This is a genomic window from Dactylosporangium sp. CA-092794, from assembly GCF_050948465.1.
GTDB lineage: Bacteria > Actinomycetota > Actinomycetes > Mycobacteriales > Micromonosporaceae > Dactylosporangium.
The window spans coordinates 6,762,537-6,787,275 of record NZ_CP192044.1 but is presented as its reverse complement, the minus strand read 5'-3'; the positions used below and the strand labels follow the sequence as shown (position 1 = coordinate 6,787,275).

Here is a 24,739-nt window from a genome sequence, read left to right as displayed (position 1 = left end):
CCGGGTCAGGCCACGGCGCCGAGGCGGTAGACCGAGACGTGGCTGCGGTCGTCGGCGGTGAACGGCTCCGCGGACCAGCCGGCGTGGCGCGACTCGAGGGCGAAGCCGCCCAGCTGGGCCATCAGGTCGAGCTCGGCGGGCCAGACGTAGCGGTGCGGGCTGCGGGAGACCCGGGCGTCGCGGCCCTCGCCGAAGGTGACATGGTGCGACACCACGTGCTGGTTGAGCACGTCGTAGGTGTCCAGGCCGATATACCCGGGCTCGCTCTGCCACACCACCGCGTCCTGGCCGGGCGGCAGCTTGCGCAGCTCCGGCACCCACAGCTCGACCACGAAGCGGCCGCCCGGCACGAGGTGGCGGGCGGCATTGCGGAAGCACGCGACCTGCTCGGCCTGGGTGAGCAGATTCGAGATCGTGTTGTAGACCAGATAGACGAGGGTGTACTTCCCCGGCGCCTCCGCGGTCGTCATGTCGCCCACCACCACCGGGAGGTCGCTCTTCTCGCGCAGCCGGGCCACCATCGGCCGGGACAGCTCGATCCCGGTCACCGGCACGCCCCGCCCGGCCAGGGGGACCGCGACCCGGCCGGTGCCGATCGCGAACTCCAGGGCCGGGCCCCCGGCGGCGAGCTCGGCGAGCCGGTCGACGGTCGGGCCGAGGACCTCGGGGGCGAACATGCCGGTGCCCGGGGTGTCGTAGCGCGCGGCGGTGTCGGCGTCCCAGATCTCGTCCTGTCGCATGGGCCTGACATTGGCCGAGAGCGGTCCGGCTGTCCACCGGATTTCGGGGGTACCGTCGAAGAAATGCTGATATAGCAATGCTTTGCTGTGAGCATCAGTGTCGTAGCCTGTGCCCGATGCTGGACACGCGACCCCGTCCCGCGCCGGCCCGGCGGCGGCCGTTCGGGGTGGAGATCCTCGCCGTCGGGCTGCTGGCCGCGATCCTCGCCCGCGGCCCGATCGGTCGCGCGTTCGCCTCGCCGCGGGCGCAGGAGTGGGTCACCGTCTTCGTCGCGATCGTCGTGCAGGCGATGCCGTTCGTGGTGCTCGGCACGCTGCTGTCGGCGGCGATCGCGACCCTGGTGCCGGAGCGGTTCTTCGCCCGGGCGCTGCCGTCGCGCCCGGCCCTCGCCGTGCCGGTCGCGGGGCTGGCCGGGCTGGCGCTGCCCGGCTGCGAGTGCGCGTCGGTGCCGGTGGCGGGCGCGCTCGTGCGCCGTGGCGTGACGCCGGCCGCGGCCCTGGCGTTCCTGCTGGCCGCGCCCGCGATCAACCCGGTGGTGCTGGCGGCGACCGCGGTCGCCTTCCCCGGGCAGCCGCTGATGGTGGTGGGCCGGCTGGTGGCGAGCCTGGCCACCAGCGTGGCGATGGGCTGGCTGTGGCTGCGCCTGGGCCGCGACGACTGGCTGCGGGTGCCGCGGCGCGCCCCGCAGGCCGGTAGCCGGGCGATGGCCTATTTCGCGGCGGTCCGCCAGGACGCCGCCGAGGCCGCCGGGTTCCTGGTCATCGGCGCCGCCACCGCCGCCTGCCTCAACGTCCTGGTCCCGCAGCGCTGGCTGCACGTCGTGGCCGCGCACCACGTCGTCGCGGTGGTGGCCCTGGCCGGGCTCGCGGTGCTGCTGTCGATCTGCTCGGAGGCCGACGCGTTCGTCGCGGCGTCGCTGTCGCAGTTCTCGCTCACCGCCCGGCTCGCGTTCCTCGTCGTCGGGCCGATGGTCGACCTGAAGCTGTTCGCGATGCAGGCCGGGACGTTCGGGCGCCGGTTCGCGGTCCGCTTCGCCCCGGCCACGTTCGTCGTCGGTGTCGGGCTCGCCGTCGCGGTCGGGGGCGTGCTGCTGTGACTAGCCGCGCCGCGGTGCAGTCGGTGGTGCTGCTGCTCATCGGCGGCACGCTGCTGCGTATCGCCTGGAGCGGCACCTACGTGCGCTACGTCAAGCCCGGATTGCAGTGGTACCTCGTGGCGGCCGGCGCGGTGCTGATCGCCGTCGCCGCGGTCAACCTCGCCCGGGTCCTGCGCGGCCGTCACGACCACGACCACGACGAGCACCACGACCACGGCCGGTTCGAGCCGTCGTGGCTGCTCGTCGCGCCCGCGCTGGCGCTGCTGCTGGTCGCCCCGCCGGCCCTGGGCTCCTACGCCGCCGCGCACGGCGGCACCGCGCTCAACCCGGCCGCCGCGTCGGACTTCCCGCCGCTGCCCGACGGCGACCCGGTGCGCGTCTCCCTGCTGGACTACGCGAGCCGGGCCGTGTTCGACCAGGGCCGCACGCTCAAGGACCGGCCGGTGACGCTGTCGGGGTTCATCGTGGTCGCGGGCGAGCGGAAGTACCTCACCCGGATGGTCATCACCTGCTGCGCCGCCGACGCCCGCCCGGTCAAGGTCGGCCTGGCCGGCGCCGTCCCGCCCGATGCCGGTGCGGACGCGTGGCTGGAGGTCACCGGCGTGTACACCGCGCAGACCGACCAGGACCCGGTCGACGATCAGCCCATCCCGTTCCTGTCCGTCACCGCCGCGCACCGGATCCCGGCGCCGAAGCAGCCCTACGAGTCATGAGCCGCTGGCGGATCCGGGTGGCCGGCGGGGCCGCCGTCGCGGCCGCCGGCGGCCTGCTGCTCCTGCCCGCCCCGGACCCGGGCCCCGGCGCGGCCGGCGCCGTCCCGTCCGCGAGCGCCCCGGCCACCCTCGCCGGGATCTGGCCGGGCGCGCACACCATCGACCTGCCCGCGACCCTGCCGGACGGGACCACGTTCACCCCGGCCGCGGCGCTGGACGCGCACACCGTCGTGGTGCAGATCGCCGACGCCGACCCCAATACCGCGACCATCGCCCTGCTCGACCCCGCCGACCCGGCCCACCCGCGGCCGCTGGAGCGGATCCCGATCGGGGGCGGCGGCTCGTTCGACGCCGTCACCGTGGCGGCCGGCTTCGTGTACTGGATGTCGAGCATCGCCGACGACCAGGGCGAGACCAGCACCACCCTGCACCGCGCCGACCCGGCCGGGCACACCGCCGTGCTCACCACCGACACCGGCCACGCCACGTTCACCGGCAGCATGCACGACCTCGAGATCGCCGGCGGCCGGGTCTGGTGGACCGCCACCCGCGGCACCACCGTGCCGACCACCGACCTGCGCTCCGTGCCCGTCACCGGCGCCGGCCACGCCACCGTCCGGCCCCTGGACGGCACCTACCACCTCACCGGCTGGCCGTGGGCCGGCGACGACGGCATCGCCGGGCAGCCCGTCATCCAGCTCGACCTCACCACCGGGGCGCGGCGCACCTTCGCCGCCCCGCCCGGCCAGGACGTCTTCTGCGGCGCCGCCTGGTGCCGCACCGTCGTGAGCACCCAGCAGAGCGCGGTCATCACGCTGCGCCGCACCGACGGCACCGGCCAGACCGGCCGGATCAACGCCGACGGCGAGGTCGCGCTGTTCGCCGACGTCGCCGCGCTGGACCGCTTCGAGTTCCTGGCCGCGCCGATCTCCACCCAGGCCGCCACCGCGAGCGAGCGCCTCACCCTCTACGACCTGACCGCCGGCCGGCGGGTGCCGCTCGCCGTGTCCACCGCCGAGGGGCTGTCCGGCGCCTGGCTGTGGTGGGCCACCGGCGACAACGAGACGATGACCTGGCACCTGCTCGACCTCGCCACGCTGCGGTAGCCGCGGGTCAGTACACGTCGCGGACGTAGCGCCGGTCGGCGGTGAGCTGCCGGACGTAGGCGGCCGCGCCGTCGGCGTCGAGGTGGCCGTGTGCGGCGACGATCTCGCGCAGCGCCCGGTCCACGTCCTTGGCCATCCGGGCCGCGTCGCCGCAGACGTAGAGGTGCGCGCCGTCCCGCAGCCACGCCCACAGCTCGGCGCCGTGCTCGCGCATGCGGTCCTGGACGTACACCTTCTGCCGCTGGTCCCGGGAGAACGCGAGGTCGAGGCGGGTCAGCGTGCCCGCGCGGGACAGCGCCCCGAGCTCCTGCGCGTAGTAGAAGTCGGTGGCCCGGCGTTGCTCGCCGAAGAACAGCCAGTTGCGGCCGCGGGCGGCCCGGGCGTGACGCTCCTGCAGGAAGGCCAGGAACGGGGCGATGCCGGTGCCCGGGCCAACCATGATCATCGGTGCGCCGTCGTCGGCGGGCGGGCGGAAGTTCGGGGAGCGCTGCAGGAACACGGGGACGGGCGCGCCGTCGGCGGCGTCGGCGAGGAACGCCGAGCAGACGCCCGCGCGGGCCCGGCCGGCGTCGTTGCCGAACCGGACCACCGACACGGTCAGCGCGACCTCGCCCGGCGACAGCAGCGGCGTGGACGAGATCGAGTACTGCCGGGGGCGCAGCCGCTGCAGGAGCGCGGCCCACTCGCCGGCGCCGGCCGCGACGGGGTGCTCGGCGATGACGTCGACGGCCTGCCGACCCCAGGCGTACTTCGCCAGCTCCACCTCGTTGTCCGCGCGCAGCAGCGCGCGCAGCGGCGATCCGGGCCGCCGCTCGGCGAGGAAGCGCAGCAGGGCCGGGGTGATCCGGGTGATGTCGAGGCGGTGCCGCAGCGCCTCGCCCAGCTCCACCTCGCCGCCCGCGTCGACGGTGGCGTGCGGGTCGAGGCCGGTCGCCGCCAGCCACTCCGCGACCAGCTCCGGCCGGTTCTGCGGCCACACGCCCAGCGAGTCGCCGGCCGCGTAGCCGAAGTCCGCGCCGACGGCCAGGGTGAACCGGCGGACCTCCTTCGCCGAGCCGGTCCCGGTGAGCCGCCGGTTGCCGCGCAGGGTCGCGGTCACCGGCTCGGCCCGGGCCGCCCGGCGCGGCGCGGGCGCGGTGACTCCGGCGGCGGGGGCGCCGAGCGCTGCCAGGACGCCGTCCAGCCAGCCGTGGGCGGCGGCCTCGAAGTCCGGCTCGCAGTCGACCCGCGGGGCCAGCCGCACCCCGCCGAGCTCGGCCAGCCGGGCGTCGAGGCGGCGGCCGTGGCCGCAGAAATCGGCGTAGGAGGAGTCGCCGAGGGCGAGCACGGCGTAGCGGCGCCCGTCCAGCCGGGGCGCGTCGCGCTGCAGCGACTCCCAGAAGGCGGTGCCGTTGTCGGGCGCGTCACCGTCGCCGAAGGTGCTGGTGATGACCAGCAGGTCGGTGCGGCCGGCGAGCAGTTCCCCGGCGCCGGCCGTCATGGCCCGCACGCCCGCCAGCCGGCCCGCCTCGGCCAGCCGGCGGCCGGCGTGCGCGGCGAGTTCCTCGGCGTTGCCGGTCTGCGATGCCCAGAGGACGTCGACGGTACCGGCGGTGCCCGCCACCCGGGCCCCGGGCCGCTCGGCGGGGCGTCCGCCGGCCGGGCCGCCGACCCGGGTCAGGCGCACCGCGCACGCCTTGAGCTCCGGCTGCAGCGAGATCGGGTCGACCGCGCCGGAGGTGACCGCGTTGACGCTGAGCTGCTCGCCGAACAGGTCGTTCCAGTGGAACGGCGCGAAGCAGTCGCCGGGGCGCACCCGGTCGGTGACGGCGGCCGGCAGCACCGCCCGGCCCCGCCGGGAGGCGAGCTCGACCCGGTCGCCGGCGGCGATCCCCAGCCGGGCCGCGTCGGCCGGGTGGAGCTCGACGAACGGGCCCGGGTTGAGCTTGTTCAGCTTGGCCACCTTGCCGGTCTTGGTCAGCGTGTGCCACTGGTGCGCCACCCGGCCGGTGTTGAGCAGGAACGGGTAGTCGTCGTCGGGCAGCTCGGCCGGGTCCAGGTGCGGGCGGGCGAAGAACACCGCCCGGCCGCTCGGGGTCGGGAAGGCCAGCCGCGGGCCGCTGCCGCCGGTGCGGTACCGGATGGGGTTGCGCCGCGGCGCCCCGGGCGGGGCGGGCCACTGCACCGGCCCCTCGCGCAGCCGGTCGTAGCCGGCCCCGCGCAGGTCGTAGCCGGTGTGCGGGTTGTGGAAGCCGCGGATCTCGGCGTAGACGTCCTCGGCGGAGTCGTAGCGGAACGCGTCGCCGTAGCCCATGGCGGCCGCGACCCTGGCGATGAGCTGCCAGTCGGGCAGGGCCTCGCCGGGCGGGTCGGCGGCGGCGGGGGAGAGGGTGAGGTTCCGCTCCGAGTTGATCATCACGCCGTCGGCCTCGGTCCACATGGCGGCCGGCAGCATGACGTCGGCGTAGGCGTTGGTCTCGGTCTCGGCGTACGTGTCCTGGGTGATGACGAGCTCGGCCCGTTCCAGCCCCTCGATCACCGTGCGCCGGTTGGCGACGGAGGCGACCGGGTTGGTGCAGATGATCCAGCAGGCCTTCACCGCGCCGGCCGCCATGCGCTCGAACAGCTCGATGGTGCCGTGGCCGGCCTCGGCGCGCAGCGCGCCCGCGGGCAGGCTCCAGGCCCGCTCGACGAAGGCGCGGTCGGCCGGGTCGAGCGCCGAGCGCTGACCGGGCAGGCCGGGGCCCATGTAGCCCATCTCCCGGCCGCCCATCGCGTTGGGCTGGCCGGTCAGCGAGAACGGGCCGCTGCCCGGCCGGCCGATCGCGCCGGTGGCCAGGTGGAGGTTGACCAGGGCGTTGGTGTTCCAGGTGCCGTGGGTGCTCTGGTTGAGCCCCATCGTCCAGCAGCTCATCCACTCCCCGGCGGCGGCGATCAGCCCCGCCGCCGCTTCGAGGTCGGGTACCGGTATGCCGGTGATCCGGGACACCCGGGCCGGGGTGTAGTCGGCCAGGAACGCGGGCATCGCCTCCCAGCCCTCGGTGTGCGCGGCGATGAACGCCTCGTCGACGTGCCCGCCCTCGACCAGCAGGTGCAGCAGCCCGTTGAGCAGCGCCAGGTCGGTGCCCGGCCGGACCTGCAGGAACAGGTCGGCCTTCGCCGCGGTCGCGGTGCGCCGCGGGTCGACGACGATGAGCTTCGCGCCCGCGCGGACGCGGTCCAGCAGGCGCAGGAACAGGATCGGGTGGCAGTCGGCCATGTTCGAGCCGATGACGAGGAACAGGTCGGCGTGGTCGAAGTCGTCGTACGACCCCGGCGGCCCGTCCGCGCCCAGGGACAGCTTGTAGCCGCTGCCGGCGCTGGCCATGCACAGCCGCGAGTTCGACTCGATCTGGCTCGTCCGCACGAAGCCCTTGGCCAGCTTGTTGGCCAGGTACTGCGCCTCGAGCGTCAGCTGGCCGGAGACGTAGAAGGCGACCGCGTCCGGCCCGTGCTCGTCGACGATCGCCCGCAGCCGGGCCCCGGCGTGCGCGATCGCCGCGTCCAGCCCGGTCTCCACCGCCTCGCCGCCGCGGCGCGCCCGCACCCGGGCCCGGGCCAGCCGACCCGGCGCGGCCAGCATCTCCGCGCTGGTGGCGCCCTTGGTGCACAGCCGCCCGCGGTTGGCCGGGTGGTCCTTGTCGCCGTGCACCTTGACCACCCGGCGCCGGCCGTCGGGGTCCGTCGCCACGTCCAGGATCACGCCGCAGCCGACCCCGCAGTAGGAACAGACCGAGCGGGTCCGCATCACACGGCCGACCGTACAAACGAGCAGTTACGCGCCCGTCACGCCGAACCCGCCGCCCGCATTACGTGGCGCCAACACCGTCACGGCGGCGGATGTGAGCGGCCCGCGCGGCCGCTGACGCGCAGGCGGACGGCAGGTTGACGGCGGTCGAACTCTTCCCGGGTTCGCCCCGCAGCGGTGGAGGGAGCTGGGAACTCGCGCGACGATCAAAGATGTGACAGAAACCACCGTGGTGCTCGTCCTGGTGATCGTGACCGCCCTCGGGTTCGACTTCACCAACGGGTTCCACGACACTGCCAACGCGATGGCCACCTCCATCGCGACGAACGCGCTGCGGCCGAAGGTCGCCGTGTTGCTGTCCGGCGTACTGAATCTGATCGGCGCGTTCCTCTCCGTCGAGGTCGCGCTCACGGTGACCAACGCCGTCGTGAAGATTCAGAACTCGAACGGCGCACCAAAGGCGGAACTGCTCGAAGGCGGCGGTTTCGCCCTGCTCCTCATCGTGCTCGCCGGCCTGGTCGGCGGGATCGTGTGGAACCTGCTCACCTGGCTGCTGGGCCTGCCCTCGAGCTCCTCGCACGCGCTGTTCGGCGGCCTGGTCGGCGCGACGATCGCCGGGCTGGGCTGGTCCGGGGTGAACTGGAACGGCAACGGCACCAAGCTCGACGGGCTCGTCGGCAAGGTCCTGCTGCCCGCGGTCATGTCCCCGGTCATCGCCGGCGTCGTCGCCGCGGTGGGCACCTGGCTGATCTACAAGGTGACCCTGGGCGTGGCGCAGCGGTTCACCGACAACGGCTTCCGCTGGGGGCAGATCGGCTCCGCGTCGCTGGTGTCGCTGGCGCACGGTACCAATGACGCCCAGAAGACGATGGGCGTCATCACCCTCGCCCTGATCGCCACCGGCGACTGGACCGACACGAAGAACATTCCCTTCTGGGTCAAGGCGGCCTGCGCCCTCGCCATCGCGCTGGGCACCTATCTCGGCGGCTGGCGGATCATCCGGACCCTCGGCAAGGGCCTCGTGGAGATCGCGCCCCCGCAGGGCCTGGCCGCCGAGTCCGCCTCGGCCGCGGTCATCCTCGTCTCCAGCCATCTCGGCTTCGCGCTGTCCACGACCCACGTGGCGACCGGCTCGATCCTCGGCACCGGCGTCGGCAAGCCCGGCGCGATCGTGCGCTGGGCGGTCGCCGGCCGCATGGTGGTCGCCTGGCTCACCACGCTCCCCGCCGCCGCGATCGTCGGGGCGATCATGTGGTGGATCGGCCACCTCGTCGGCGGCCTCGGCGGCGCGCTGGTGGTGTTCGTGATCCTGCTCGCCCTGGCCGCCTACATGTACTGGCACTCGCGCAAGACGCCGGTCGACCACCACAACGTCAACGACGAGTGGGAGCCCGCTCGCGAGCCGGCCGAGGCGGTGCGCTGATGCTGCACAACCTGGAATTCTCTCTGCAGGCCGCGTGGCGGGTCCTGCTCGTGGGCCTGCTGCTCGGCGCCGGCCTGCCGACGCTGTTCGCCCTCGGCGTGCGCTCGCTCGCCTGGGGCGCGGGCGGCGACGCCGAGGTCCACGAGGCCGGCGCGACCGGCCCCAGGGCCCAGCCGATCGGTACCGTGCTGGGCTGGCTCTGCTTCGTCGTCGTGTTGCTGGGCGTGGCGCTGGGCATCACGTACATCGTTGCGAGCGGCTTCGGCAAGGCGCTGAGCTTCGAGCACATCTACCCGACGATCGTCACCAAGAAGTAGGTGGTCACGTGGGAGAAACCCGTTCCAACTTCCTGACCCGCGCCGTGGAGTGGCTGCGGGCCGGCTACCCCGCCGGCGTGCCGCGGCAGGACTACGTCGCGCTGCTGGGCCTGCTGCGCCGCAAGCTGACCGAGGACGAGGTGCGCAAGATCGCCCGGGACCTGGCCGGGGTCTCCCAGCGCACCGCCGACCCGATCACCACCGAGGACATCGAAGGGATGATCAACGGTGCGGTACTGCAGGACGCCTCCCCGGAGGACGTCGTGCGGGTCTCGGCGCACCTGGCCGCCGGCGGCTGGCCCCTGGCCGACCCGCCCACGGAGTGACGGGTTCAGCGTCGGCGCCGTCCCCGGGGGACGGCGCCGACGCGTGTGGGTGTATGAGGTCAGGACGCTGCCGGCACGGTGTCCGCCGTGCGCTCCGCGGGGCCGGTGGTGGCCGGCGGTGCCTGGTGGGCCGGCCGGCCCGGGAGCGTGATGGCGGGGACGAGGGCCACGACCGTGATGCCGATCGCCCACCAGAACGCGCCCCGGAAAGCACCGGTGGCACCGTGGTCGAGCAGCGACTGCAGGACGACGGCGACGATCGCGGTGCCGAACGACGCGCCCACCTGCTGCACGATGCGGGTGTTCATGCTGGCGTGCTGGATGCCGGCCGGCTGGATGTCCTGATAGGCGACTGACATCGGCGGGATCAGGACCGCCCCGATCCCCAGGCCGCGGACCAGCAGCACGGCGCCCAGCCACCATAGGCTCGTGCCCGGCCCGGCGAGCGCGAACGGGATGGTCGCGGCGGCGGCGAGCAGGAAGCTCGCGATGGTCACGGCACGCGCTCCGAACCGCTCGACCAGCTTGCCGACCACGAAGCGGGAGGCGAGCGCGCCGATGCCCTGCGGGATCATCAGCAGGCCGGCGTCCAGCACGCTCTGGCCGCGCAGCTGCTGGTAGTACAGCGGCAGCAGGAACATGGCAGCGTACATCGCCGCGCCGGCCGCGAACAGGACCGCGGAGGCGCTGCCGAGGGACCGCAGGCGCAGCAGCCGGATGTCCACGATCGCCCGGCTCTCGCCCGGCCGCGAGGCCCACGCGATGAACGCGGCCAGCAACGCGACCCCGGCCAGCAGCGGCACCAGCACCCCGGCGTGGCCGATCCCGCCCTGCTCGGACAGCTGCGAGAGGCCGAGCAGGATCCCCGCCAGCGCCGGCACGAGCAGCACCAGGCCGATCCAGTCCAGGCGCGCGCGCCCGGCCGGGCGGCCGGGGCGGTCGGCGGGCAGGAACCGCCACGCCAGCAGCAGCCCGACGGCGATCAGCGGCACGTTGACCAGGAACAGCCAGCGCCAGCTCAGCCAGTTGAGGATCACGCCGCCGATCACCGGGCCGAGGATCGGGCCGAGCGCGATCGGCAGGGTGACGGCCGCCATCAGCTGGCTGCTGACCTGCCCGCCCGCGGCCCGTACCGCGAGCGTCTGCATCAGCGGGAAGATCAGCCCGGCGCCGAGGCCCTGCAGCACCCGGAAGGCGATCAGGCTGGCGTCGTTCCACGACAGCGCGCACAGGACCGAGCCGACGACGAACAGCACCAGCGCGGCCATCCAGACCCGTTTGCCGCCCCAGCGACTCTCCGCCCACCCGGTGACCGGGATCGCGACCGCCATCGCCAGCAGGTAGGCGGTGGTGACCCACTGGAGCGTGCCGGCGGTCGAGTGCAGCTTGACCACCAGCGTGTGGATCGCCAGCGTCACCAGCGTCGAGTCGAGGATCGCCGCGATCCCGCCCACGATCAGCGCGAGCAGCGCGTTCCGCACCTGCGGCGGCAGCTTCGTCTCACTCGTCTCGGTCATCGTCCATCCCCAATAAGAGTTGAATTCCTCTCTTAGGCACGGTAGGTCGCCTTGCTAAGGAATGCAAGCCTCTCTTATGCTGGGGCGGTGACCGCATCCGGCCCCGAGCCTGCCCGCCAGCGCCGGCGCGGTCCCGAGCTCGAGTCCGCGCTGCTCGACGCGGCCTGGGACGAGCTGGTCGAGGCCGGCTTCGCGAAGCTGACGATGGAATCGGTCGCCGCCCGCGCCCGCACCGGGATCGCCGTGCTCTACCGCCGCTGGCCCAACAAAGACCAGCTCGTGCTCGCCGCGATCGGGCACCACCGCACCACCCACCCGGTCGCCCTCCCGGACACCGGCACCCTGCGCGGCGACCTGCTCGCCCTGCTGACCGGCATGAGCGAAACCCGCGCCGCGTTCTTCGCCGTCGCCGCGGCCGCCGCCTTCTCGGGACTGCTGGCCGACGCCGGCCTGACCCCCGGGCAGGCCCGCGACAAGGTCCTGGGCGAGCAGCCGTTCCCGCTCGGCCGGATCGTCTACCAGCGCGCCCACGACCGCGGCGAGATCGACCTGGAGCGCATCCCCGCCGCGGTGCTCGCCATGCCGTTCGACCTGGTGCGCCACGACATGCTCATGGATCTCAAGCCCCTGAAGCCCGAACGGATCGCCTCGATCGTCGACGAGCTCTTCCTGCCCCTCGTGCAGAACCGGAAATATCCGATTTGACGGCATCAATCGGGTAGAGCTCAGGGTGGTCATGTCCGCCGGCGACCACGTGGTGCCCGGCCTGCGCGTCCCGGCCCCCCGGGGCGGGCGTGATCGGCGATCACATCGCACACTCCGTGCATACCACTGGGCACGGCGCGGCGACCGGAAGTCTCCGTGATCATGCGCACCGGGGCAGCGACACCAACGGTTTTTCATGATCACGGAGTGTCCAGGTACACCCGTGTACCAGAAGTCTCCGGGATCATGGCAAACCCGTGGTGCGGTCGCGGCGGGACCATGATCACGGAGACATTCCGCCCCGTGGGTGCCACATCCGCAAGAGCCGCGCCGCCCGGGGCGGCGACGACCGCCTGGTGGCCGGGCTGAAGCTTCTGCTGCGCCGCTGTGTCGGGCGTTCGGCCACGCCGCCGCTGCCGAGGGCCTAGAGTGAGGCCTTAGGCGGCGCCGTGGTTCATGAGGTCGGCCAGGGTCACCGCGTCGAGGTAGTCCAGGCGGACCCGGTTGGCGCGCTCCCACAGCTGGCGGAGGCGCTCGATCGAGCGGTCGTCGGTGCGGCCGCCCGGCGGGGGATCGGTGCCCGGGCCGTCGAGGCGGCGGACGATCTCGCCCAGGGTCAGCTCGGCGGGCGGGTAGGCGAGCAGGTAGCCACCGCCGGTGCCGCGCTGGACCTGGACCAGCTCGGCGCGGCGCAGGTCGGCCAGCAGGTCGTAGAGGTAGCCGGGCGGGATGTCCTGGGCGTCGGCGACGTCCTGGGCCTTGATGGTCTGCGGTGCGGCGCCGGCCAGCACGACCAGGGCCCGGACCGAGTACTCGATGCGCTTGGGCAGCATACGTGGCGCTCAGGCGGCCGCGAGGGTCCTGGCGTCGGTCTCCGGGCTGAAGTACACGACGTCACCCGGCTTGACGTCGATGGCCTTGGCGCCCGCGCGGGTCAGCTGCGCCCACACCTCGATGTCGTCGGCCTTCGCCTCGATGCGTACCTCGAAGCCCAGCGGCACCACCCGGGTGACGGTCGCCGGGGTGCCGCCCGAGGCGGGGTCGCGGGACAGCGCCACGTCGTGCGGGCGGACCAGCTTGCCGTCGAGCCGGGTGACCGGGCCCAGGAAGCTCATGACGAACGGGTTGGCCGGGTGCTCGTAGATGGTGTGCGGGCTGCCGACCTGCTGCACGATGCTGTCGGCGAGAACCACGATCTCGTCGGCGACGTCCATCGCCTCCTCCTGGTCGTGGGTGACGAAGACGGTGGTCACGTGGACCTCGTCGTGCAGGCGGCGCAGCCAGGTGCGCAGCTCCTTGCGGACCTGGGCGTCCAGGGCGCCGAACGGCTCGTCGAGCAGCAGCACCTGCGGCTCCGGGGCGAGGGCGCGGGCCAGGGCCATGCGCTGGCGCTGGCCGCCGGACAGCTGGGCCGGGTAGCGGTCGGCGAACTGGTCGAGGTGGACCAGTTCGAGCAGCTCCGTGACCCGCTTGCGGATGTCGGCCTTCGGGCGGTGGCGGACCTCGAGGCCGAAGGCGACGTTGCGGTACACCGTCATGTGCTTGAACGCGGCGTAGTGCTGGAACACGAAGCCCACGTTGCGCCGCTGCGGGGTGAGCCGGGTGGCGTCGACCTCGTTGATCCGCACGGTGCCGGTGTCCGGCCGCTCGAGCCCGGCGATCACCCGCAGCAGCGTGGACTTGCCGCCGCCGCTGGGGCCGAGCAGCGCGGTCAGCGAGCCGGAGGCGATGTCGATGGAGATGTCGCGCAGGACGGGTGTCTTGCCGAAAGCCTTGTTGACGTCGCGGACTTCGATGGCCATCAGTCGTCTTCCTTCGGCCGCAGCAGCTTGGTGATGAGCAGGATGATGATCGCGATCAGGGCGAGTGCGCACGCGGTGGTGAACGCCGCGGTCTGGTCGTAGTTCTGGTACCGCTCCTCGACGAACAGCGTGGCCGTCTGCGTCTGCCCGACGAACCGGCCGGAGACCACGGCCACGGCGCCGTACTCGCCCAGGGCCCGGGCCAGGCACAGCACCAGGCCGTAGCCGAGCGCGGCGCGGATGCCGGGGACGGTGATGCGCAGGAACGCCTGCCAGCGGTTCGCGCCCAGGGTGTGTGCGGCCTGCTCCTGCTCGTCGCCCATCTCCTCCAGCACCGGCACGATGGCCCGCACGACCAGCGGCAGCGACACGAAGATGGTGGCCAGCACCATGCCGGGCAGCGAGAAGATGACCTGCAGGCCGTTGCGCTCGAGCCAGCCGCCGAGGGGGGCGTACTTGCCGTACACCAGGATCAGGGCGAGGCCGACGACGACCGGCGAGACCGCCACCGGCAGGTCGATGAGCGCGCCGAGCAGGCGCTTGCCGGGGAAGCGGTGGCGGACCAGCAGCAGCGCGGCGCCGATGCCGAACAGGGTGTTGGCCAGCACCGCCCACACCGTCACGGACAGGGTCACCGCGAAGGCGTGGGTGAAGTTGTCGGACGTGATCACGTCGACGACCGGCTGCAGGCCCTTGGCGAAGGTGCGCCAGACCACCAGGCCCACCGGCAGCACGAGCAGGAACAGCAGGTACACCAGGGCGAGAATGCGCAGCGGGTACTTAGCCACGGCGGGAGCTCCAGCGCTGGAACAGGTCGAGCACGATGAGCACGACGAAGGCGACGACGAGCAGCGCGGTCGAGATGGCCGCGGCCGAGGTGGTGTCGTCGCTCTCGATGCGGCCGAAGATGTTCACCGACGACACCTGGGTCTCGAACGGGATGCTGCCGGTGATCAGGTTGATCGAGCCGTACTCGGCGATCGCCCGGGTGAACGCCAGCCCCGCGCCGGAGATCATGGCCGGGGCCAGGTTGGGCAGGATGATCCGGCGGAATGTGGTCGACGGCGAGGCGCCCAGCGAGTAGGCGGCCTGCTCCATGTCGCGGTCGAGCTCCTTGAGCACCGGCTGCACCGTGCGCACCACGAACGGCAGGGTCACGAACAGCAGGGCGACGACGACGCTGAACCGGGTGTAGGCGAAGTTGATGTGCAGCGGGCTGCTGGTGCCGTAGAGCGCCAGCAGCACCAGGCCGGCCACGATCGTCGGCAGCGCGAAGGGCAGGTCGATGAGCGTGTCGACGATGCCCTTGCCCGGGAAGTTGTCCCGGACCAGGACCCAGGCGATGACCGTACCCATCACCACGTTGACGACCGCGACGATCAGCGACGCGCCGACGGTCAGCTCGAGCGCGGCCCACGCGTCCGGGGTGCGCACCGCCGCCCAGAAGGTGTCCCAGCCGCCCTCCGCGGAGCGCCACACCACCGCGGCGAGCGGGATGAGCACGATGAGGCTCAGGTAGAGCACGGCGGTGCCCAGCCCGAGCGCCGTGCCGACCGGCGGCCGGCGGCGCGCGACGGGCCGGACCGGGCCCGGCGCGGTGCCGGACCCGGTCGACTTGACGGCGGTTGCGGTCATTACTTGGATGCCGCCGGGCTCGGGGCGGCCGAGGTGGAGATGCCGAGCTTCTGCTCGATGGTGGCCATCACGCTCTTGCCCGGGTCGAACAGGTCCTTGTTCACCTTCGACCAGCCGCCCAGGTCACCGATGGTGAACAGGCCGGACGGGGTGGGGAAGGTGCGGCCGCCGGCGTCCTTGACCACCGGCCGGTAGCCGTTCTCGGCCCAGATCTTCTGCGCCTCCGGCGTGTGCAGGAAGTCCACGAACGCCTTGGCCTCCGCCGGGTGGGCGCTGTTGGTGGTCACCGCGATCGGGTTCTCGATGAGGATCGTGTCGTCGGGCACGGTGTAGTCGACGGCCTGGCCGTTCTTCTGCGCGAAGAGGGCCTCGTTCTCGTAGGAGATGAACGCGTCGCCCTTGCCGCTGGTGAAGGTCTGCAGCGAGGCGCGGCCGCTGTTGTCCTGCACCGGCACGTTCTTGAACAGGGCGTCGAGGTAGGCCGCGCCGGCCGCCGCGTCGGCGCCCTTGTTGGACTTCGCGCCGTAGCCGGCCAGGATGTTCCACTTCGCGCCGCCCGAGGTGAACGGGTTCGGCGTGAGCACCTGCACGCCCGGCTTGGTCAGGTCGTCCCACGTCTTGAGGTTCTTCGGGTTGCCCTTACGGGTGCCGATGACCGCGACGGAGTCGGTGATCATGCCCTTGTACTGGTCCGAGTTCCAGCTCGGGTCGACCAGCTTGGCGGTCACCAGGCGGGTGATGTCCGGCTCCAGCGAGAAGGCGACGACGTCGGCCTTGAGGCCGTTGGCCACCGACCGGCTCTGGTCGCCCGAGGCGCCGTAGGACTGGGTGAACTTGACCTTCTTGCCCGCGTCGGTCTTCTGGAACGCGGCGATGAGCTGCTCGTATGCGGCCTGCGGCGTGGAGTATGCGACGAGGGCGAGGGTGACCGCGCCGCTGTCGTCGGAGTTGGATGAGTTGTCGGCGGTGCCGGCGCAAGCGGTCAGGGCGGTCCCGGTGACGAGTAACGCCGCACTGACGGCGAACACGCGGGTACGCAGCTTCACGGAGCCATCCTCGTGTCAAAGTCTAGGTTGCCTACTTAGTGAGTAGGTAATGTAGTGAAGAGTGGTGTGAGTAGTCAATCCCATTCAGCGCGTAGGATTCGTCACCTTGCGGGTTAGGCCGGGCGCTCCGGCAGGAGCCGCTCCTCGTGATCCAGCTCGCGCTCCAGCCGGCGCAGCCCCTCGTCGGGCAGCGCCCCGGCGTCGCGGCGGCGCAGCAGCTCCTCGCGCTGCGCCTCGATCGACGCCCGCCGGATCCGGGCCGCGGCCTCGTACTGCTCGGACACCGGCACCTCGTCGGAGTCCGAGCTCTGCAGCACCTCCAGGCGGCCCCGGTAGCGGCGCAGCCGGGCCTGCAGCCGCTCGCGCTCGGCCTCGACGAGGGCGGCGGAGCCCGGCTCGTCCTGCTCCAGGTCGTCGAGGCGGTCCAGCGCGGCGTGCACGGCCGCCGCCCGGGTCTCGTTGCGCAGCCGCGCCTCGTCGACCTCGTCGGCGCGCAGCCCGAGCGCCCGCACCAGCGGCCCGAACGTCAGCCCCTGCCCGACCAGGGTGACCAGCACCACCGTGAACGTGCAGAACAGCAGCAGGTCGCGGTCCGGGAACGGCGCACCGGCGGACGTGGTCAGCGGCAGCGTGAACACCGCCGCGAGGCTGATCACGCCCCGCGTCCCGGCCCAGCTCAGCGCCGCGATCTCGCGCGCGGCGAGGCCCTCGTCCTCGCGCCGCAGCAGCAGGTGCGCCGCCTGCGTGAGGCCCAGCCACACCGGCCGCAGCAGCAGGGTCACGCCCACCGAGACGGCCACGGCGATCACGAGGGTCGAGATGTGGTACTGCCGGAGCCCGCGCAGCACCGCCGGCAGCTGCTGGCCGATGAGCAGGAAGACAAAGCCCTCGAGCAGGAAGTCCACCAGGCGCCACACGGCGCCGGTCTGCAGCCGCCCGGCGCCGGTGCCCGAGCGGGGCGTGTCGTGCCCGATGATCAGCCCGGCCACGACCACCGCGAGCACCCCGGAGACGTGCAGCTGCTCGCCGGCCAGGTAGGCGACGAACGGCGTGGCCAGCGAGAGCGCGTTGGCCAGCAGCGGGTCGCGGCCGAGCGGGCGCAGCAGGCGTACCCCATAGGCCACGGCGACCCCGACCGCGGTGCCGCCCGCCGCGGCCAGCAGGAACAGCCCGATCGCGACCGGCGCCGAGAAGCTGCCGCCGACGGCCGCGGCGACGGCCACGTTGAGCAGGGTCAGCGCGGTGGCGTCGTTGAGCAGCCCCTCGCCCTGGATGATCGTGACCAGCCGCTGCGGCAGCCGCACCTTGCGCCCCACGGCCAGCGCCGCGACCGGGTCCGGCGGGGCCACCGCGGCCCCGACGGCCACCCCGGCGGCGAACGTCGCGCCCGCCACGAACAGCCCGAACCCCAGCCCGACCAGCAGCGCGGTGGCGAACACGAGCAGCACCGACAGGCCGATGACGATGCGCAGGTTGGCCCGGATGGCCAGCAGCGAGGAGTCCAGGGCGGCGCTGTACAGCAGCGGGGGCAGCACGAATGTGAGCACGACGTGCGGGTCGAGCCCGATGTTGGGCCCCGGGGCGAACGCGTAGCCGATGCCGATCAGGGGCAGGACCGCGGCCGTGGGCAGACCGGTGCGGTCCCCGAACCACCGGGCCACCGCCACGGCGAACACGGCGGACAGCCCCAGCAGCAGCAACGTCTCAGGGTCCACTGGTCGACCTTACGGGCGCGCGGCGCCCTCCCGGGCCAGCTCCCGCAAGGCCCGGGCCGCCGCCGAGCCCGGCGCGGCGGTGACGAACACGACCTGCTGGTCGTCGCCGGGCACGGCGAGCACGTCGCACTCCACCCGCAGCGGGCCCAGCCGGGGGTGCTCGATGGTCTTGGTGCGCCGGCCGGGCGTGCGGATCGGGTTGCCGCGCCACACCGCCCGGAACTCCTCGCTGCCCGCGTGCAGCTCGGCGAGCAGCGAGGAGAGCCGCGGGTCGTCCGGGTAGCGGTCGGCGGCGGCGCGCAGCCGGGCCACCGCCACCTCGGCGAACTCCCCGGCACCGGCGCCGAGGTGCGGCCCGGCGCCCAGGAAACGGCGGCGGGCCAGGTTCGGCTCGGCGCGCAGGTCGCCCAGCAGCGCCCCGGCGAGCGGGTTCCAGGCGATCACGTCGTAGGTCGCCGCGGTCACGACCGCCGCCGCCTCCGGCAGCCGGCCCAGCAGGTCGGCCACGTGCGGCCGGACCCGCCGGGGCGGGCCGGGCGGCGCCGCCGGGGCCGCGCCGGCCAGCCGGAACAGGTGGTCGCGCTCGGCCGGGCCGAGCCGCAGCGCCGCGGTGATCGCGTCGAGGATGCGCCGGGACGGCTGCGGGGCGCGGGCCTGCTCGAGGCGGGCGTAGTACTCCACCGACATGCTCGCCAGCCCCGCCACCTCCTCCCGGCGCAGCCCCGGGGTGCGCCGCCGCGGCCCGGCCGGCAGGCCGACGTCGGCCGGGCGCAGCGCCTCCCGGCGGTCGCGCAGGAAGCGTCCCAGCTCCGCCCGGGCCATCCGCGTCACCCCGTCCGTGCTCAGCCAGGCATCCGTTGTGCCTGGATCCGCCCCGCCGGCCGCGGCGAGGCTGTCCCCATGAACCTTTCCACGGCCTTGGTGACCGGTGCCAACAAGGGCATCGGCTGGCACATCGCCAAGCAGCTCGCCGACGCGGGCCTGACCGTCTACGTCGGCTCCCGCGATCCCGGCCGGGGCGCGGAAGCGGCGCGGCGGATCGGCGCCGGCGCCCGCCCGCTGGTGCTCGACGTCACCGACCCGGCCGGCATCGCCGCCGCCGCGGCCGCCGTGCCGGAGCTCGACGTGCTGGTGAACAACGCCGGGATCATGCCCGACGACGCCGCGCCGCCCGATTCGTCGGTCGAGGCGTTCCGCGCCACCTACGAGACCAACGTGTTCGCCGTGCTCGCCGTCACCAACGCGTTCCTGCCCGCGCTGCGCCGCTCGGCGCACCCGCGGATCGTCAACATCTCCAGCGGTACCGCCTCGCTGGCCCAGGCCGCGGGCCGCCCGGGCAGCGGCGCCGCCTACCGCTCGTCGAAGGCCGCCCTCAATGCCCTGACGGTGTACTACGCCGCCACGCTGGCCGCCGACGGGTTCAAGGTCAACGCCCTCGCGCCCGGCCTGCGCCACACCGGCCTGCACCCGCGGGCCGCGGCCAGCGACGGCGACCCGGCCGAGGGCGCGGCCGGCGCGGTGCGCCTGGCCCTGCTCGGCGAGGACGGGCCGACCGGCGGGTTCCACTCCTGGGACGGCACGCCGGTGCCCTGGTAGCGCCGCCCGCCCGATTACGACGAGGTCCGAGCCGCCCGCAGCGCCCCGTCCGGCTCGGCGCCGACGGCCGCGACGAGGGTGCTGAAGAAGCAGCGGGCGGCGGCGGTGAGCGCCACGTCGAGGATCTCGGTGTCGCTCAGCCCGTGCCCGCGCAGCGCCGCCACGTCGGCGGCGGCGACGGCGTTGGGCGCCGCGGCGACCTTGCCCGCGAAGTCCATCACCGCCGCGTCGGCCGCGCTCAGCCCGGCGCCGTGGTGGTCGGCGGCGAGGCGCGCGGTGGTCTCGGCGTCGTAGAAGCGCTCCCGCAGGACCGCGGCGTGGGCGAGCGTGCAGTACTCCGACTCCAGGCGGCGCGCGGCGGCGAGCGTGGCCAGCTCGTAGCGGCGCAGGTCCATGGCCGACTTCACGGCCCCGTTCAGCGCCGCCCAGGCGTCGATCGCCGCCGGGCGCAGCGCCAGGGCGCGGGTGTAGTTGGCGACGTAGCCGAGCTTGTCGCGGTCGGCTTCGTACAGGCGGGCGACGTCCGGGTCGGACTCGTCCGGCGGCTCCAGATACGACATGCGCCGACGCTATTCCGCCGCTCCGCCGCCCCGCATGGGCATCACTGCCCATGTTGGCCCGACGCGTTGCCGGCCCGTGATCGTGGTGGTTCGCTGCCCGGCCCGCGCGGCACGAGCACGTGGGCCGCGCGCAGCCCGGCGGCCTGTCGGCGCCCCTGCGTCGCCGGCGAACCAGGGCGGCCGTGATGCCGCGGCTGCCATACGGGGCTGCCACATGCGGGCGCCGTGGGTGGAGGCGGCCACATGTAGCGTGGGGCGCGTGCGAGTGCTGATGGTTGCGCCACCGGGCGCCGGCAAGGGGACGCAGGGTGCGGTCATCGCCGAACACTTCCGCGTGCCCCACGTGGCCATCGGCGACCTGCTGCGCCGCAACGTCGCCGAGGGCACGGAGCTCGGGCGGCAGGTCCGGGCCGCGCTGGACCGCGGCGACCTGGTCCCCGACCGGATCGTGCTGGAGCTGATGCGGCAGGGACTGCTCGCGGCCAAGGCGGCCGGCGGCGGCTACGTGCTCGACGGTATCCCGCGCACCATGGCGCAGGCCCTGGCCGCGTACCGTATCGCCCGGGAGATCTCGATGACCGCCGACGTGGCGCTGCACCTGCGCGCCGACGACGACGAATTGGTCCACCGGCTGCTCAAGCGGGCCGAGATCGAGCACCGCGCCGACGACACCGAGTCGGTGATCCGCCAGCGGCTGAAGCTCTACCGGGAGGTCACCCAGCCGGTGCTGACGTTCTACGCCCGGCGGCGCATCCTGCTCACCGTCGACGCGATGCGCCCGGTCGAGGCGGTCAGCCGCGACATCATCGCCGCCCTGGACCGGCGCGCGGCTGACATACTGCGCGGATGAGGCTGGTGCAGATCGCGCAGCGGGCCGAGGACCTCGAGCGCGCCACCCGGTGTTACGCCCTGCTGCTGGGCGCCGAGCCGCGGGCCACCTACGACCCGCCCGGCCTGGTCTTCTTCGACCTCGACGGGGTCCGGCTGATGCTGGAGCGGGGTGCGCCGCCCGCGCTGCTCTACCTGTCCGTCGCCGACGTCGCCGCCGAGCTGGAGCGGCTGCGCGCGGCCGGGCTGCCGGTGCGCTCCGAGCCGCACGTCATCTTCCGCCACACCGACGACACCCTCGGCCCGGCCGGCACGGCGGAGTGGCAGGCGGCCGTGGAGGACAGCGAGGGCAACCTCGTCGTCCTGGTCGAGCAGCGCCCGGAGTAGCCGGCCCAGCCCGGCCGACCGCGGTCAGGTGCGGAACTTGCGCACGCCGTTGATCAGCAGGATCAGCCCGACCACGACGACAACCGGGCCGACGATCGCCCACAGCGTCACGCCGCTCATCGCGCTGCCGCCGAGCACGTTGAGGCCCTGCAGCGTCCAGACGGCGCCGGCCAGGAGCAGCAGGACGCCGACGATGACGTAAACCCATCGCATGGCCCTCAGCCTTCCGGTCCGCGGACCGGTCCGCAACGGCCCCGATCCTTACGGCTCCCTTACCGCACCGGCGGATGCCCGGCCGGTGGACACCGACCGGTCAGAAAGCCGCGGCCCGCCGGCGAACCGCTCAGGCGGCGGGTCGGCGGGGCGATGTCGGGGGCACGCGGCGGCCAGGGACGGCCGTCGTCCGGCCCGATTCCAAGGAGGACACCGTGGGTCTTCGCATCAACAACAACATCGCCGCGCAGAACGCCTACCGGAACCTGTCGATCACCGACACGCAGATGAGCAAGTCGCTGGAGAAGCTGTCGTCGGGCTACCGGATCAACCGGGCCGCGGACGACGCGGCCGGGCTGTCCATCAGCGAGGGGCTGCGCTCGCAGATCGGTGGGCTGAAGGTCGCCGTGCGCAATGCCCAGGACGGCATTTCGGTGGTACAGACGGCAGAAGGCGCGCTCACCGAGACCCACTCGATCCTGCAGCGCATGCGCGACCTGTCGGTGCAGGCGGCCTCGACCGGTTCGCAGGACTCCGACGCCCGGGCCGCGGCGCAGACCGAGTTCTCCCAGCTGAGCTCCGAGCTGGACCGGATCGCCACGACGACCAGCTTCGGCGGGCAGAAGCTGCTCGACACCTCCAACAGCTACCTGGGCACCTTCCAGGTGGGCGCGAACACCGCCGCGGCCGATCAGATCACGATCAGCCTCGGCTCGGGCGTGTTCGGCAGCGGCTCGACGGTCTCCGGCTTCGACGCGGCCGGGCTGGGCCTGGGCAGCATCGACCTGAGCACGTCCGGTACCGCCGCGATCGATGCCATCGACACCGCCATCAAGGGCGTGTCGACGGCCCGGGCGACGCTCGGTGCCTACCAGAACCGGTTCGAGCACACCATCAACAACCTCAACGTCGCCGTGGAGAACCTGTCCGCGTCGGAGTCGCGGATCCGGGACACGGACATGGCGCAGGAGATGGTGGAGTACACCCGCTCACAGATTCTCACCCAGGCCGGCACGTCGATGCTGGCCCAGGCCAACCAGGCGCCGCAGAACGTGCTGTCGCTCCTGCGCTGACCCGGCGGGTGGGCGCGCGGGGAGCGGACAGCGCGGTCCGCTCCCCGCCGCGGCGTCACCGGGCCCGGCGCTCGGTGGCGTGGACCAGCACCGAGCACCACATCCGGTAGGGCGCCCACGGCTCGGCCAGCCGGGCCACCTCGGCGTCGGTGGGGTCGCGGGGCAGCCCGTAGACGCGCCGGATCCCGGCCCGGGTGACCTCGTCGCCGGGCAGCGCGTCGGCCCGCCCGGCGCCGCGCAGCACGATCCCGGCGGCGAAGAAGTCGCCGACCCCGCGCAGCCGCTTCACCTCGGCCCGAGCCTCGGCGGCCGGCAGGGCCCGCAGCCGGGCCCGGTCGAGGCGGCCGTCGAGGGCGGCGTCGGCGATGCCGTGCAGCCGGGCCGTCTTCTCCGCGTCGACGCCGGGCAGCGCGTCCAGCCGGCGCAGCACCTGCGGGGCCGGGAACGCGTGCACGGTCGTGCCGGCCACCTCGAACGTCTCGCCGTGCGCGCGGGCGATCCGGGCCCGGATGGCCCGGCCCTGCTCGATGCGGATCCGGTGGCCGATGACGAAGGCGCAGGCCGCCTCGTACGGCGAGTGGAACAGCACCGGGCGCAGGTAGGCGTGCTCGCGCTGCAGCGCGCCGATGACCGGGTCGCGGTCACCGACCGCCGGGTAGCCGGTGCCGTCCTCGTCCAGCGACAGCACCGCGAGCGCCTGCCGCTACGCCGCCGCGCCGGCCGGGCCGTGCACCTGCCCGGTCACCGTGGCGCCGTCCTGGCGGACCAGCACCGCGGCCGAGTGCGCCCAGCCCTCGACCGGGAACGCCATGAGGATCGCCCGCGGATCGCCGAACGGCCGGACCCAGCCGCCGAAGTACTCGTTCTGCCGGGCCATGTCGTAAGGCCCCGCGATGGGTGTCGTGTGCATGCCGGACAGCGTCGCGGACAGAACACGACATCCGTTGTCGTGTTTTCGGCGGTACCGTCGGATCATGCGCGGCGACCGCCTCCTGTCCCTCGTGCTGCTCCTGCAGGCCCGGCCCGCGGCGGCCGCGCCCGAGCTCGCCGAGCGGCTCGGCGTGTCGACCCGCACGGTGCTGCGCGACGTCGAGGCGCTCAGCGCGGCCGGCGTCCCGGTCTACACCGAGCGCGGCCGGGGCGGCGGGATCCGGCTGCTGGACGGCTACCGGGCGGGCCTGGCCCACCTGAGCCGGGCCGAGGGCGCCGGCCTCGCGGTCGGCCAGTCCCGGCTGGCCGGGGACCTCGGCCTCGGCGACGCCCTGGACACGGCCCTGGAGAAGCTCACCGGCGCGGGCGGCCGGGCGCTGCGCGGCGGGCTGGCCGAGGGGCGCAGCCACGTGCTCGTCGACGTCGATCCGTGGATGCGTTCCGGCGAGCCGGTCCCGCACCTGCCGGCCATCCACGAGGGGCTCCTGCGGGGCCGGCGGTTGCGGCTGCGGTACCGCGACAGCGAGGGCGAGCCGCACGACCGCCTGGTGGACCCGGCGGGCCTGGTCGCCAAGGCGGGGGTGTGGTATTTGGTGACCGCCGAGCCGGCCCTGCTGCGGGTCGCCCGGGTCGAGGCCTGCGCCGTGTGCCCGGAGCCGGCCGCCCGCCCGGCCGGGTTCGACCTCGCCGCCGCCTGGTCGCGGCTGCGCGCCGGGGTCGAGCGGCGCCCCCGCGGCCTGGCCGTGCTGGTGCGGGCCCGCCCGGACACGGCCCCCATGGCCCGCCGCGTGCTGGCCCGCCACCTGCGCGACCCGGCCGCGCAGGCCTGGCCTCCCACCTTCAGCCCGGGCCCGATCGGGGAGCCCGACCCCCGACGACCGAGCCCGGACGCGGCGCGGACGCGGCCCGACGCCGCGCCGCCGGCCGGCACCGACCTGGAGTTGACGTTCAACGGGGTCGAGCACGCGGTCGGCAGCCTGCTCGGCCTCGGCACCCGGATCGAGGTGCTGGCGCCCGCCCCGGTTCGCGCCGCGCTGCGGGCCGCGGCCCTCGAGGTCGCCGCCCACTACGCGGTGACCGACGTATCAGCGCCGCCGCCGGAGCGCTCTGGTTCGGCATGAGCTACGGAGTGTTATGGGCCGGTCTCGACCGGTGGGAGCGCGAGGACAAGCCGAAGAGCCCGCACCTGCAGATCCGGGCCGTGGAGCCGGGCGGGCGGTACGCGCGCCTCGGCCGCTGACGTC

Annotated in this window: 27 protein-coding genes; 13 read left to right on the top strand and 14 right to left on the bottom strand. The window is 73.8% G+C overall.

Annotated elements, in window-relative coordinates:
* Positions 1-5: 5 nt before the first annotated feature.
* Entirely contained in the window at positions 6-740 is a 735-nt protein-coding gene (locus tag ACQPXD_RS28765; protein WP_432824431.1) for a class I SAM-dependent DNA methyltransferase, read from the bottom strand.
* A gap of 116 nt (positions 741-856) precedes the next feature.
* Here ACQPXD_RS28765 and ACQPXD_RS28760 point away from each other — a divergent pair, with 116 nt between their 5' ends.
* Genes ACQPXD_RS28760 through ACQPXD_RS28750 form a run of 3 tightly spaced genes read left to right on the top strand, consistent with a single transcriptional unit; the run spans position 857 to position 3,656 of the window.
* Complete coding sequence (locus tag ACQPXD_RS28760) at positions 857-1,837, top strand: permease (RefSeq protein ID WP_432824430.1); 981 nt, start codon at positions 857-859, stop codon at positions 1,835-1,837.
* Positions 1,834-2,550, top strand: coding sequence for a TIGR03943 family putative permease subunit (locus tag ACQPXD_RS28755; protein ID WP_432824429.1), 717 nt, complete (start codon positions 1,834-1,836; stop codon positions 2,548-2,550). The genes ACQPXD_RS28760 and ACQPXD_RS28755 overlap by 4 nt, the downstream gene beginning before the upstream one ends.
* The gene (locus ACQPXD_RS28750; RefSeq protein ID WP_432824428.1) at positions 2,547-3,656 is read left to right on the top strand and encodes a hypothetical protein; all 1,110 of its coding nucleotides are present in this window, start codon (positions 2,547-2,549) and stop codon (positions 3,654-3,656) included. The genes ACQPXD_RS28755 and ACQPXD_RS28750 overlap by 4 nt, the downstream gene beginning before the upstream one ends.
* Positions 3,657-3,663: 7 nt before the next feature.
* Here the strand turns inward: ACQPXD_RS28750 and ACQPXD_RS28745 are convergent, their stop codons facing one another.
* Entirely contained in the window at positions 3,664-7,422 is a 3,759-nt protein-coding gene (locus ACQPXD_RS28745) for a molybdopterin-dependent oxidoreductase (protein ID WP_432843996.1), read from the bottom strand.
* Positions 7,423-7,636: 214 nt separating this feature from the next.
* On the opposite strand from ACQPXD_RS28745, the gene ACQPXD_RS28740 reads away from it, so the two are divergent.
* The 3 genes from ACQPXD_RS28740 to ACQPXD_RS28730 are packed head-to-tail and all read left to right on the top strand — an operon-like array spanning position 7,637 to position 9,488.
* Positions 7,637-8,845, top strand: coding sequence for an inorganic phosphate transporter (locus tag ACQPXD_RS28740; protein WP_432824427.1), 1,209 nt, complete (start codon positions 7,637-7,639; stop codon positions 8,843-8,845).
* A gap of 2 nt (positions 8,846-8,847) precedes the next feature.
* Positions 8,848-9,162, top strand: coding sequence for a hypothetical protein (locus tag ACQPXD_RS28735; RefSeq protein ID WP_432843994.1), 315 nt, complete (start codon positions 8,848-8,850; stop codon positions 9,160-9,162).
* An 8-nt stretch (positions 9,163-9,170) separates the two neighbouring features.
* On the top strand, positions 9,171-9,488 hold the full coding sequence (locus ACQPXD_RS28730) for a DUF3349 domain-containing protein (RefSeq protein ID WP_432824426.1): 318 nt from the start codon (positions 9,171-9,173) through the stop codon (positions 9,486-9,488).
* Between the two features lie 59 nt (positions 9,489-9,547).
* Here the strand turns inward: ACQPXD_RS28730 and ACQPXD_RS28725 are convergent, their stop codons facing one another.
* Positions 9,548-11,005 carry an MDR family MFS transporter gene (locus ACQPXD_RS28725; RefSeq protein ID WP_432824425.1) on the bottom strand — a complete coding sequence of 486 codons (1,458 nt, stop codon included), beginning with the start codon at positions 11,003-11,005 and terminating at the stop codon, positions 9,548-9,550.
* An 87-nt stretch (positions 11,006-11,092) separates the two neighbouring features.
* Here ACQPXD_RS28725 and ACQPXD_RS28720 point away from each other — a divergent pair, with 87 nt between their 5' ends.
* Complete coding sequence (locus ACQPXD_RS28720; protein ID WP_432824424.1) at positions 11,093-11,710, top strand: TetR/AcrR family transcriptional regulator; 618 nt, start codon at positions 11,093-11,095, stop codon at positions 11,708-11,710.
* Between the two features lie 437 nt (positions 11,711-12,147).
* On the opposite strand, the gene ACQPXD_RS28715 is transcribed toward ACQPXD_RS28720, so the two are convergent.
* The 7 genes from ACQPXD_RS28715 to ACQPXD_RS28685 all read right to left on the bottom strand — a co-directional run bounded on the left by ACQPXD_RS28715 (position 12,148) and on the right by ACQPXD_RS28685 (position 18,730).
* A complete protein-coding gene (locus ACQPXD_RS28715) occupies positions 12,148-12,543 on the bottom strand; it encodes an RrF2 family transcriptional regulator (RefSeq protein ID WP_432824423.1) in 396 nt (131 codons plus the stop codon).
* Between the two features lie 9 nt (positions 12,544-12,552).
* Positions 12,553-13,512: a sulfate/molybdate ABC transporter ATP-binding protein gene (locus tag ACQPXD_RS28710; protein ID WP_432824422.1), complete on the bottom strand. Its 960-nt coding sequence runs from the start codon at positions 13,510-13,512 to the stop codon at positions 12,553-12,555.
* Positions 13,512-14,300 (bottom strand): sulfate ABC transporter permease subunit, encoded by a 789-nt coding sequence (locus ACQPXD_RS28705; protein ID WP_432824421.1) that lies wholly within the window; start codon positions 14,298-14,300, stop codon positions 13,512-13,514. Before ACQPXD_RS28705 ends, ACQPXD_RS28710 begins: the two co-directional genes overlap by 1 nt.
* Positions 14,293-15,147, bottom strand: a complete 855-nt coding sequence (gene cysT, locus ACQPXD_RS28700) for a sulfate ABC transporter permease subunit CysT (protein WP_432824420.1) — start codon at positions 15,145-15,147, stop codon at positions 14,293-14,295. Before cysT ends, ACQPXD_RS28705 begins: the two co-directional genes overlap by 8 nt.
* Positions 15,147-16,193: a sulfate ABC transporter substrate-binding protein gene (locus ACQPXD_RS28695; RefSeq protein ID WP_432824419.1), complete on the bottom strand. Its 1,047-nt coding sequence runs from the start codon at positions 16,191-16,193 to the stop codon at positions 15,147-15,149. The genes cysT and ACQPXD_RS28695 overlap by 1 nt, the downstream gene beginning before the upstream one ends.
* Before the next feature lie 113 nt (positions 16,194-16,306).
* Positions 16,307-17,908, bottom strand: a complete 1,602-nt coding sequence (locus ACQPXD_RS28690) for a Na+/H+ antiporter (protein ID WP_432824418.1) — start codon at positions 17,906-17,908, stop codon at positions 16,307-16,309.
* Positions 17,909-17,917: 9 nt separating this feature from the next.
* A complete protein-coding gene (locus ACQPXD_RS28685; protein ID WP_432824417.1) occupies positions 17,918-18,730 on the bottom strand; it encodes a helix-turn-helix transcriptional regulator in 813 nt (270 codons plus the stop codon).
* A 78-nt stretch (positions 18,731-18,808) separates the two neighbouring features.
* Here ACQPXD_RS28685 and ACQPXD_RS28680 point away from each other — a divergent pair, with 78 nt between their 5' ends.
* Positions 18,809-19,504 carry an SDR family NAD(P)-dependent oxidoreductase gene (locus ACQPXD_RS28680; protein ID WP_432824416.1) on the top strand — a complete coding sequence of 232 codons (696 nt, stop codon included), beginning with the start codon at positions 18,809-18,811 and terminating at the stop codon, positions 19,502-19,504.
* Positions 19,505-19,518: 14 nt separating this feature from the next.
* Here the strand turns inward: ACQPXD_RS28680 and ACQPXD_RS28675 are convergent, their stop codons facing one another.
* Positions 19,519-20,064 carry a peroxidase-related enzyme gene (locus ACQPXD_RS28675; RefSeq protein WP_432824415.1) on the bottom strand — a complete coding sequence of 182 codons (546 nt, stop codon included), beginning with the start codon at positions 20,062-20,064 and terminating at the stop codon, positions 19,519-19,521.
* Between the two features lie 259 nt (positions 20,065-20,323).
* On the opposite strand from ACQPXD_RS28675, the gene ACQPXD_RS28670 reads away from it, so the two are divergent.
* Positions 20,324-20,914 carry an adenylate kinase gene (locus ACQPXD_RS28670; RefSeq protein ID WP_432824414.1) on the top strand — a complete coding sequence of 197 codons (591 nt, stop codon included), beginning with the start codon at positions 20,324-20,326 and terminating at the stop codon, positions 20,912-20,914.
* The gene (locus ACQPXD_RS28665) at positions 20,911-21,279 is read left to right on the top strand and encodes a VOC family protein (protein WP_432824413.1); all 369 of its coding nucleotides are present in this window, start codon (positions 20,911-20,913) and stop codon (positions 21,277-21,279) included. The genes ACQPXD_RS28670 and ACQPXD_RS28665 overlap by 4 nt, the downstream gene beginning before the upstream one ends.
* 24 nt (positions 21,280-21,303) lie before the next feature.
* On the opposite strand, the gene ACQPXD_RS28660 is transcribed toward ACQPXD_RS28665, so the two are convergent.
* On the bottom strand, positions 21,304-21,492 hold the full coding sequence (locus ACQPXD_RS28660) for a hypothetical protein (protein ID WP_432824412.1): 189 nt from the start codon (positions 21,490-21,492) through the stop codon (positions 21,304-21,306).
* Between the two features lie 215 nt (positions 21,493-21,707).
* Here ACQPXD_RS28660 and ACQPXD_RS28655 point away from each other — a divergent pair, with 215 nt between their 5' ends.
* Positions 21,708-22,565 carry a flagellin gene (locus ACQPXD_RS28655; RefSeq protein WP_432824411.1) on the top strand — a complete coding sequence of 286 codons (858 nt, stop codon included), beginning with the start codon at positions 21,708-21,710 and terminating at the stop codon, positions 22,563-22,565.
* A 55-nt stretch (positions 22,566-22,620) separates the two neighbouring features.
* Here the strand turns inward: ACQPXD_RS28655 and ACQPXD_RS28650 are convergent, their stop codons facing one another.
* Positions 22,621-23,253, bottom strand: coding sequence for a DNA-3-methyladenine glycosylase family protein (locus tag ACQPXD_RS28650; RefSeq protein WP_432824410.1), 633 nt, complete (start codon positions 23,251-23,253; stop codon positions 22,621-22,623).
* Between the two features lie 15 nt (positions 23,254-23,268).
* A complete protein-coding gene (locus ACQPXD_RS28645) occupies positions 23,269-23,475 on the bottom strand; it encodes a hypothetical protein (protein WP_432824409.1) in 207 nt (68 codons plus the stop codon).
* A 64-nt stretch (positions 23,476-23,539) separates the two neighbouring features.
* On the opposite strand from ACQPXD_RS28645, the gene ACQPXD_RS28640 reads away from it, so the two are divergent.
* Together ACQPXD_RS28640 and ACQPXD_RS28635 are read left to right on the top strand one after the other, a co-directional pair.
* Entirely contained in the window at positions 23,540-24,616 is a 1,077-nt protein-coding gene (locus tag ACQPXD_RS28640; RefSeq protein WP_432824408.1) for a helix-turn-helix transcriptional regulator, read from the top strand.
* On the top strand, positions 24,613-24,735 hold the full coding sequence (locus ACQPXD_RS28635; RefSeq protein ID WP_432824407.1) for a hypothetical protein: 123 nt from the start codon (positions 24,613-24,615) through the stop codon (positions 24,733-24,735). The genes ACQPXD_RS28640 and ACQPXD_RS28635 overlap by 4 nt, the downstream gene beginning before the upstream one ends.
* Positions 24,736-24,739 lie beyond the last annotated feature (4 nt).

Excerpts from the sequence above, each read along its gene's own strand:
- ACQPXD_RS28750 (WP_432824428.1), top strand. The coding sequence starts at position 2,547 with ATGAGCCGCTGGCGGATCCGGGTGGCCGGCGGGGCCGCCGTCGCGGCC.
- ACQPXD_RS28760 (WP_432824430.1), top strand. The coding sequence starts at position 857 with ATGCTGGACACGCGACCCCGTCCCGCGCCGGCCCGGCGGCGGCCGTTC.
- ACQPXD_RS28675 (WP_432824415.1), bottom strand. The coding sequence starts at position 20,064 with ATGTCGTATCTGGAGCCGCCGGACGAGTCCGACCCGGACGTCGCCCGC.
- ACQPXD_RS28645 (WP_432824409.1), bottom strand. The coding sequence starts at position 23,475 with ATGCACACGACACCCATCGCGGGGCCTTACGACATGGCCCGGCAGAAC.
- ACQPXD_RS28765 (WP_432824431.1), bottom strand. The coding sequence starts at position 740 with ATGCGACAGGACGAGATCTGGGACGCCGACACCGCCGCGCGCTACGAC.
- ACQPXD_RS28725 (WP_432824425.1), bottom strand. The coding sequence starts at position 11,005 with ATGACCGAGACGAGTGAGACGAAGCTGCCGCCGCAGGTGCGGAACGCG.
- ACQPXD_RS28685 (WP_432824417.1), bottom strand. The coding sequence starts at position 18,730 with ATGGCCCGGGCGGAGCTGGGACGCTTCCTGCGCGACCGCCGGGAGGCG.
- cysT (WP_432824420.1), bottom strand. The coding sequence starts at position 15,147 with ATGACCGCAACCGCCGTCAAGTCGACCGGGTCCGGCACCGCGCCGGGC.
- ACQPXD_RS28635 (WP_432824407.1), top strand. The coding sequence starts at position 24,613 with ATGAGCTACGGAGTGTTATGGGCCGGTCTCGACCGGTGGGAGCGCGAG.
- ACQPXD_RS28640 (WP_432824408.1), top strand. The coding sequence starts at position 23,540 with ATGCGCGGCGACCGCCTCCTGTCCCTCGTGCTGCTCCTGCAGGCCCGG.
- ACQPXD_RS28665 (WP_432824413.1), top strand. The coding sequence starts at position 20,911 with ATGAGGCTGGTGCAGATCGCGCAGCGGGCCGAGGACCTCGAGCGCGCC.
- ACQPXD_RS28715 (WP_432824423.1), bottom strand. The coding sequence starts at position 12,543 with ATGCTGCCCAAGCGCATCGAGTACTCGGTCCGGGCCCTGGTCGTGCTG.
- ACQPXD_RS28680 (WP_432824416.1), top strand. The coding sequence starts at position 18,809 with ATGAACCTTTCCACGGCCTTGGTGACCGGTGCCAACAAGGGCATCGGC.
- ACQPXD_RS28745 (WP_432843996.1), bottom strand. The coding sequence starts at position 7,422 with ATGCGGACCCGCTCGGTCTGTTCCTACTGCGGGGTCGGCTGCGGCGTG.
- ACQPXD_RS28660 (WP_432824412.1), bottom strand. The coding sequence starts at position 21,492 with ATGCGATGGGTTTACGTCATCGTCGGCGTCCTGCTGCTCCTGGCCGGC.
- ACQPXD_RS28710 (WP_432824422.1), bottom strand. The coding sequence starts at position 13,512 with ATGGCCATCGAAGTCCGCGACGTCAACAAGGCTTTCGGCAAGACACCC.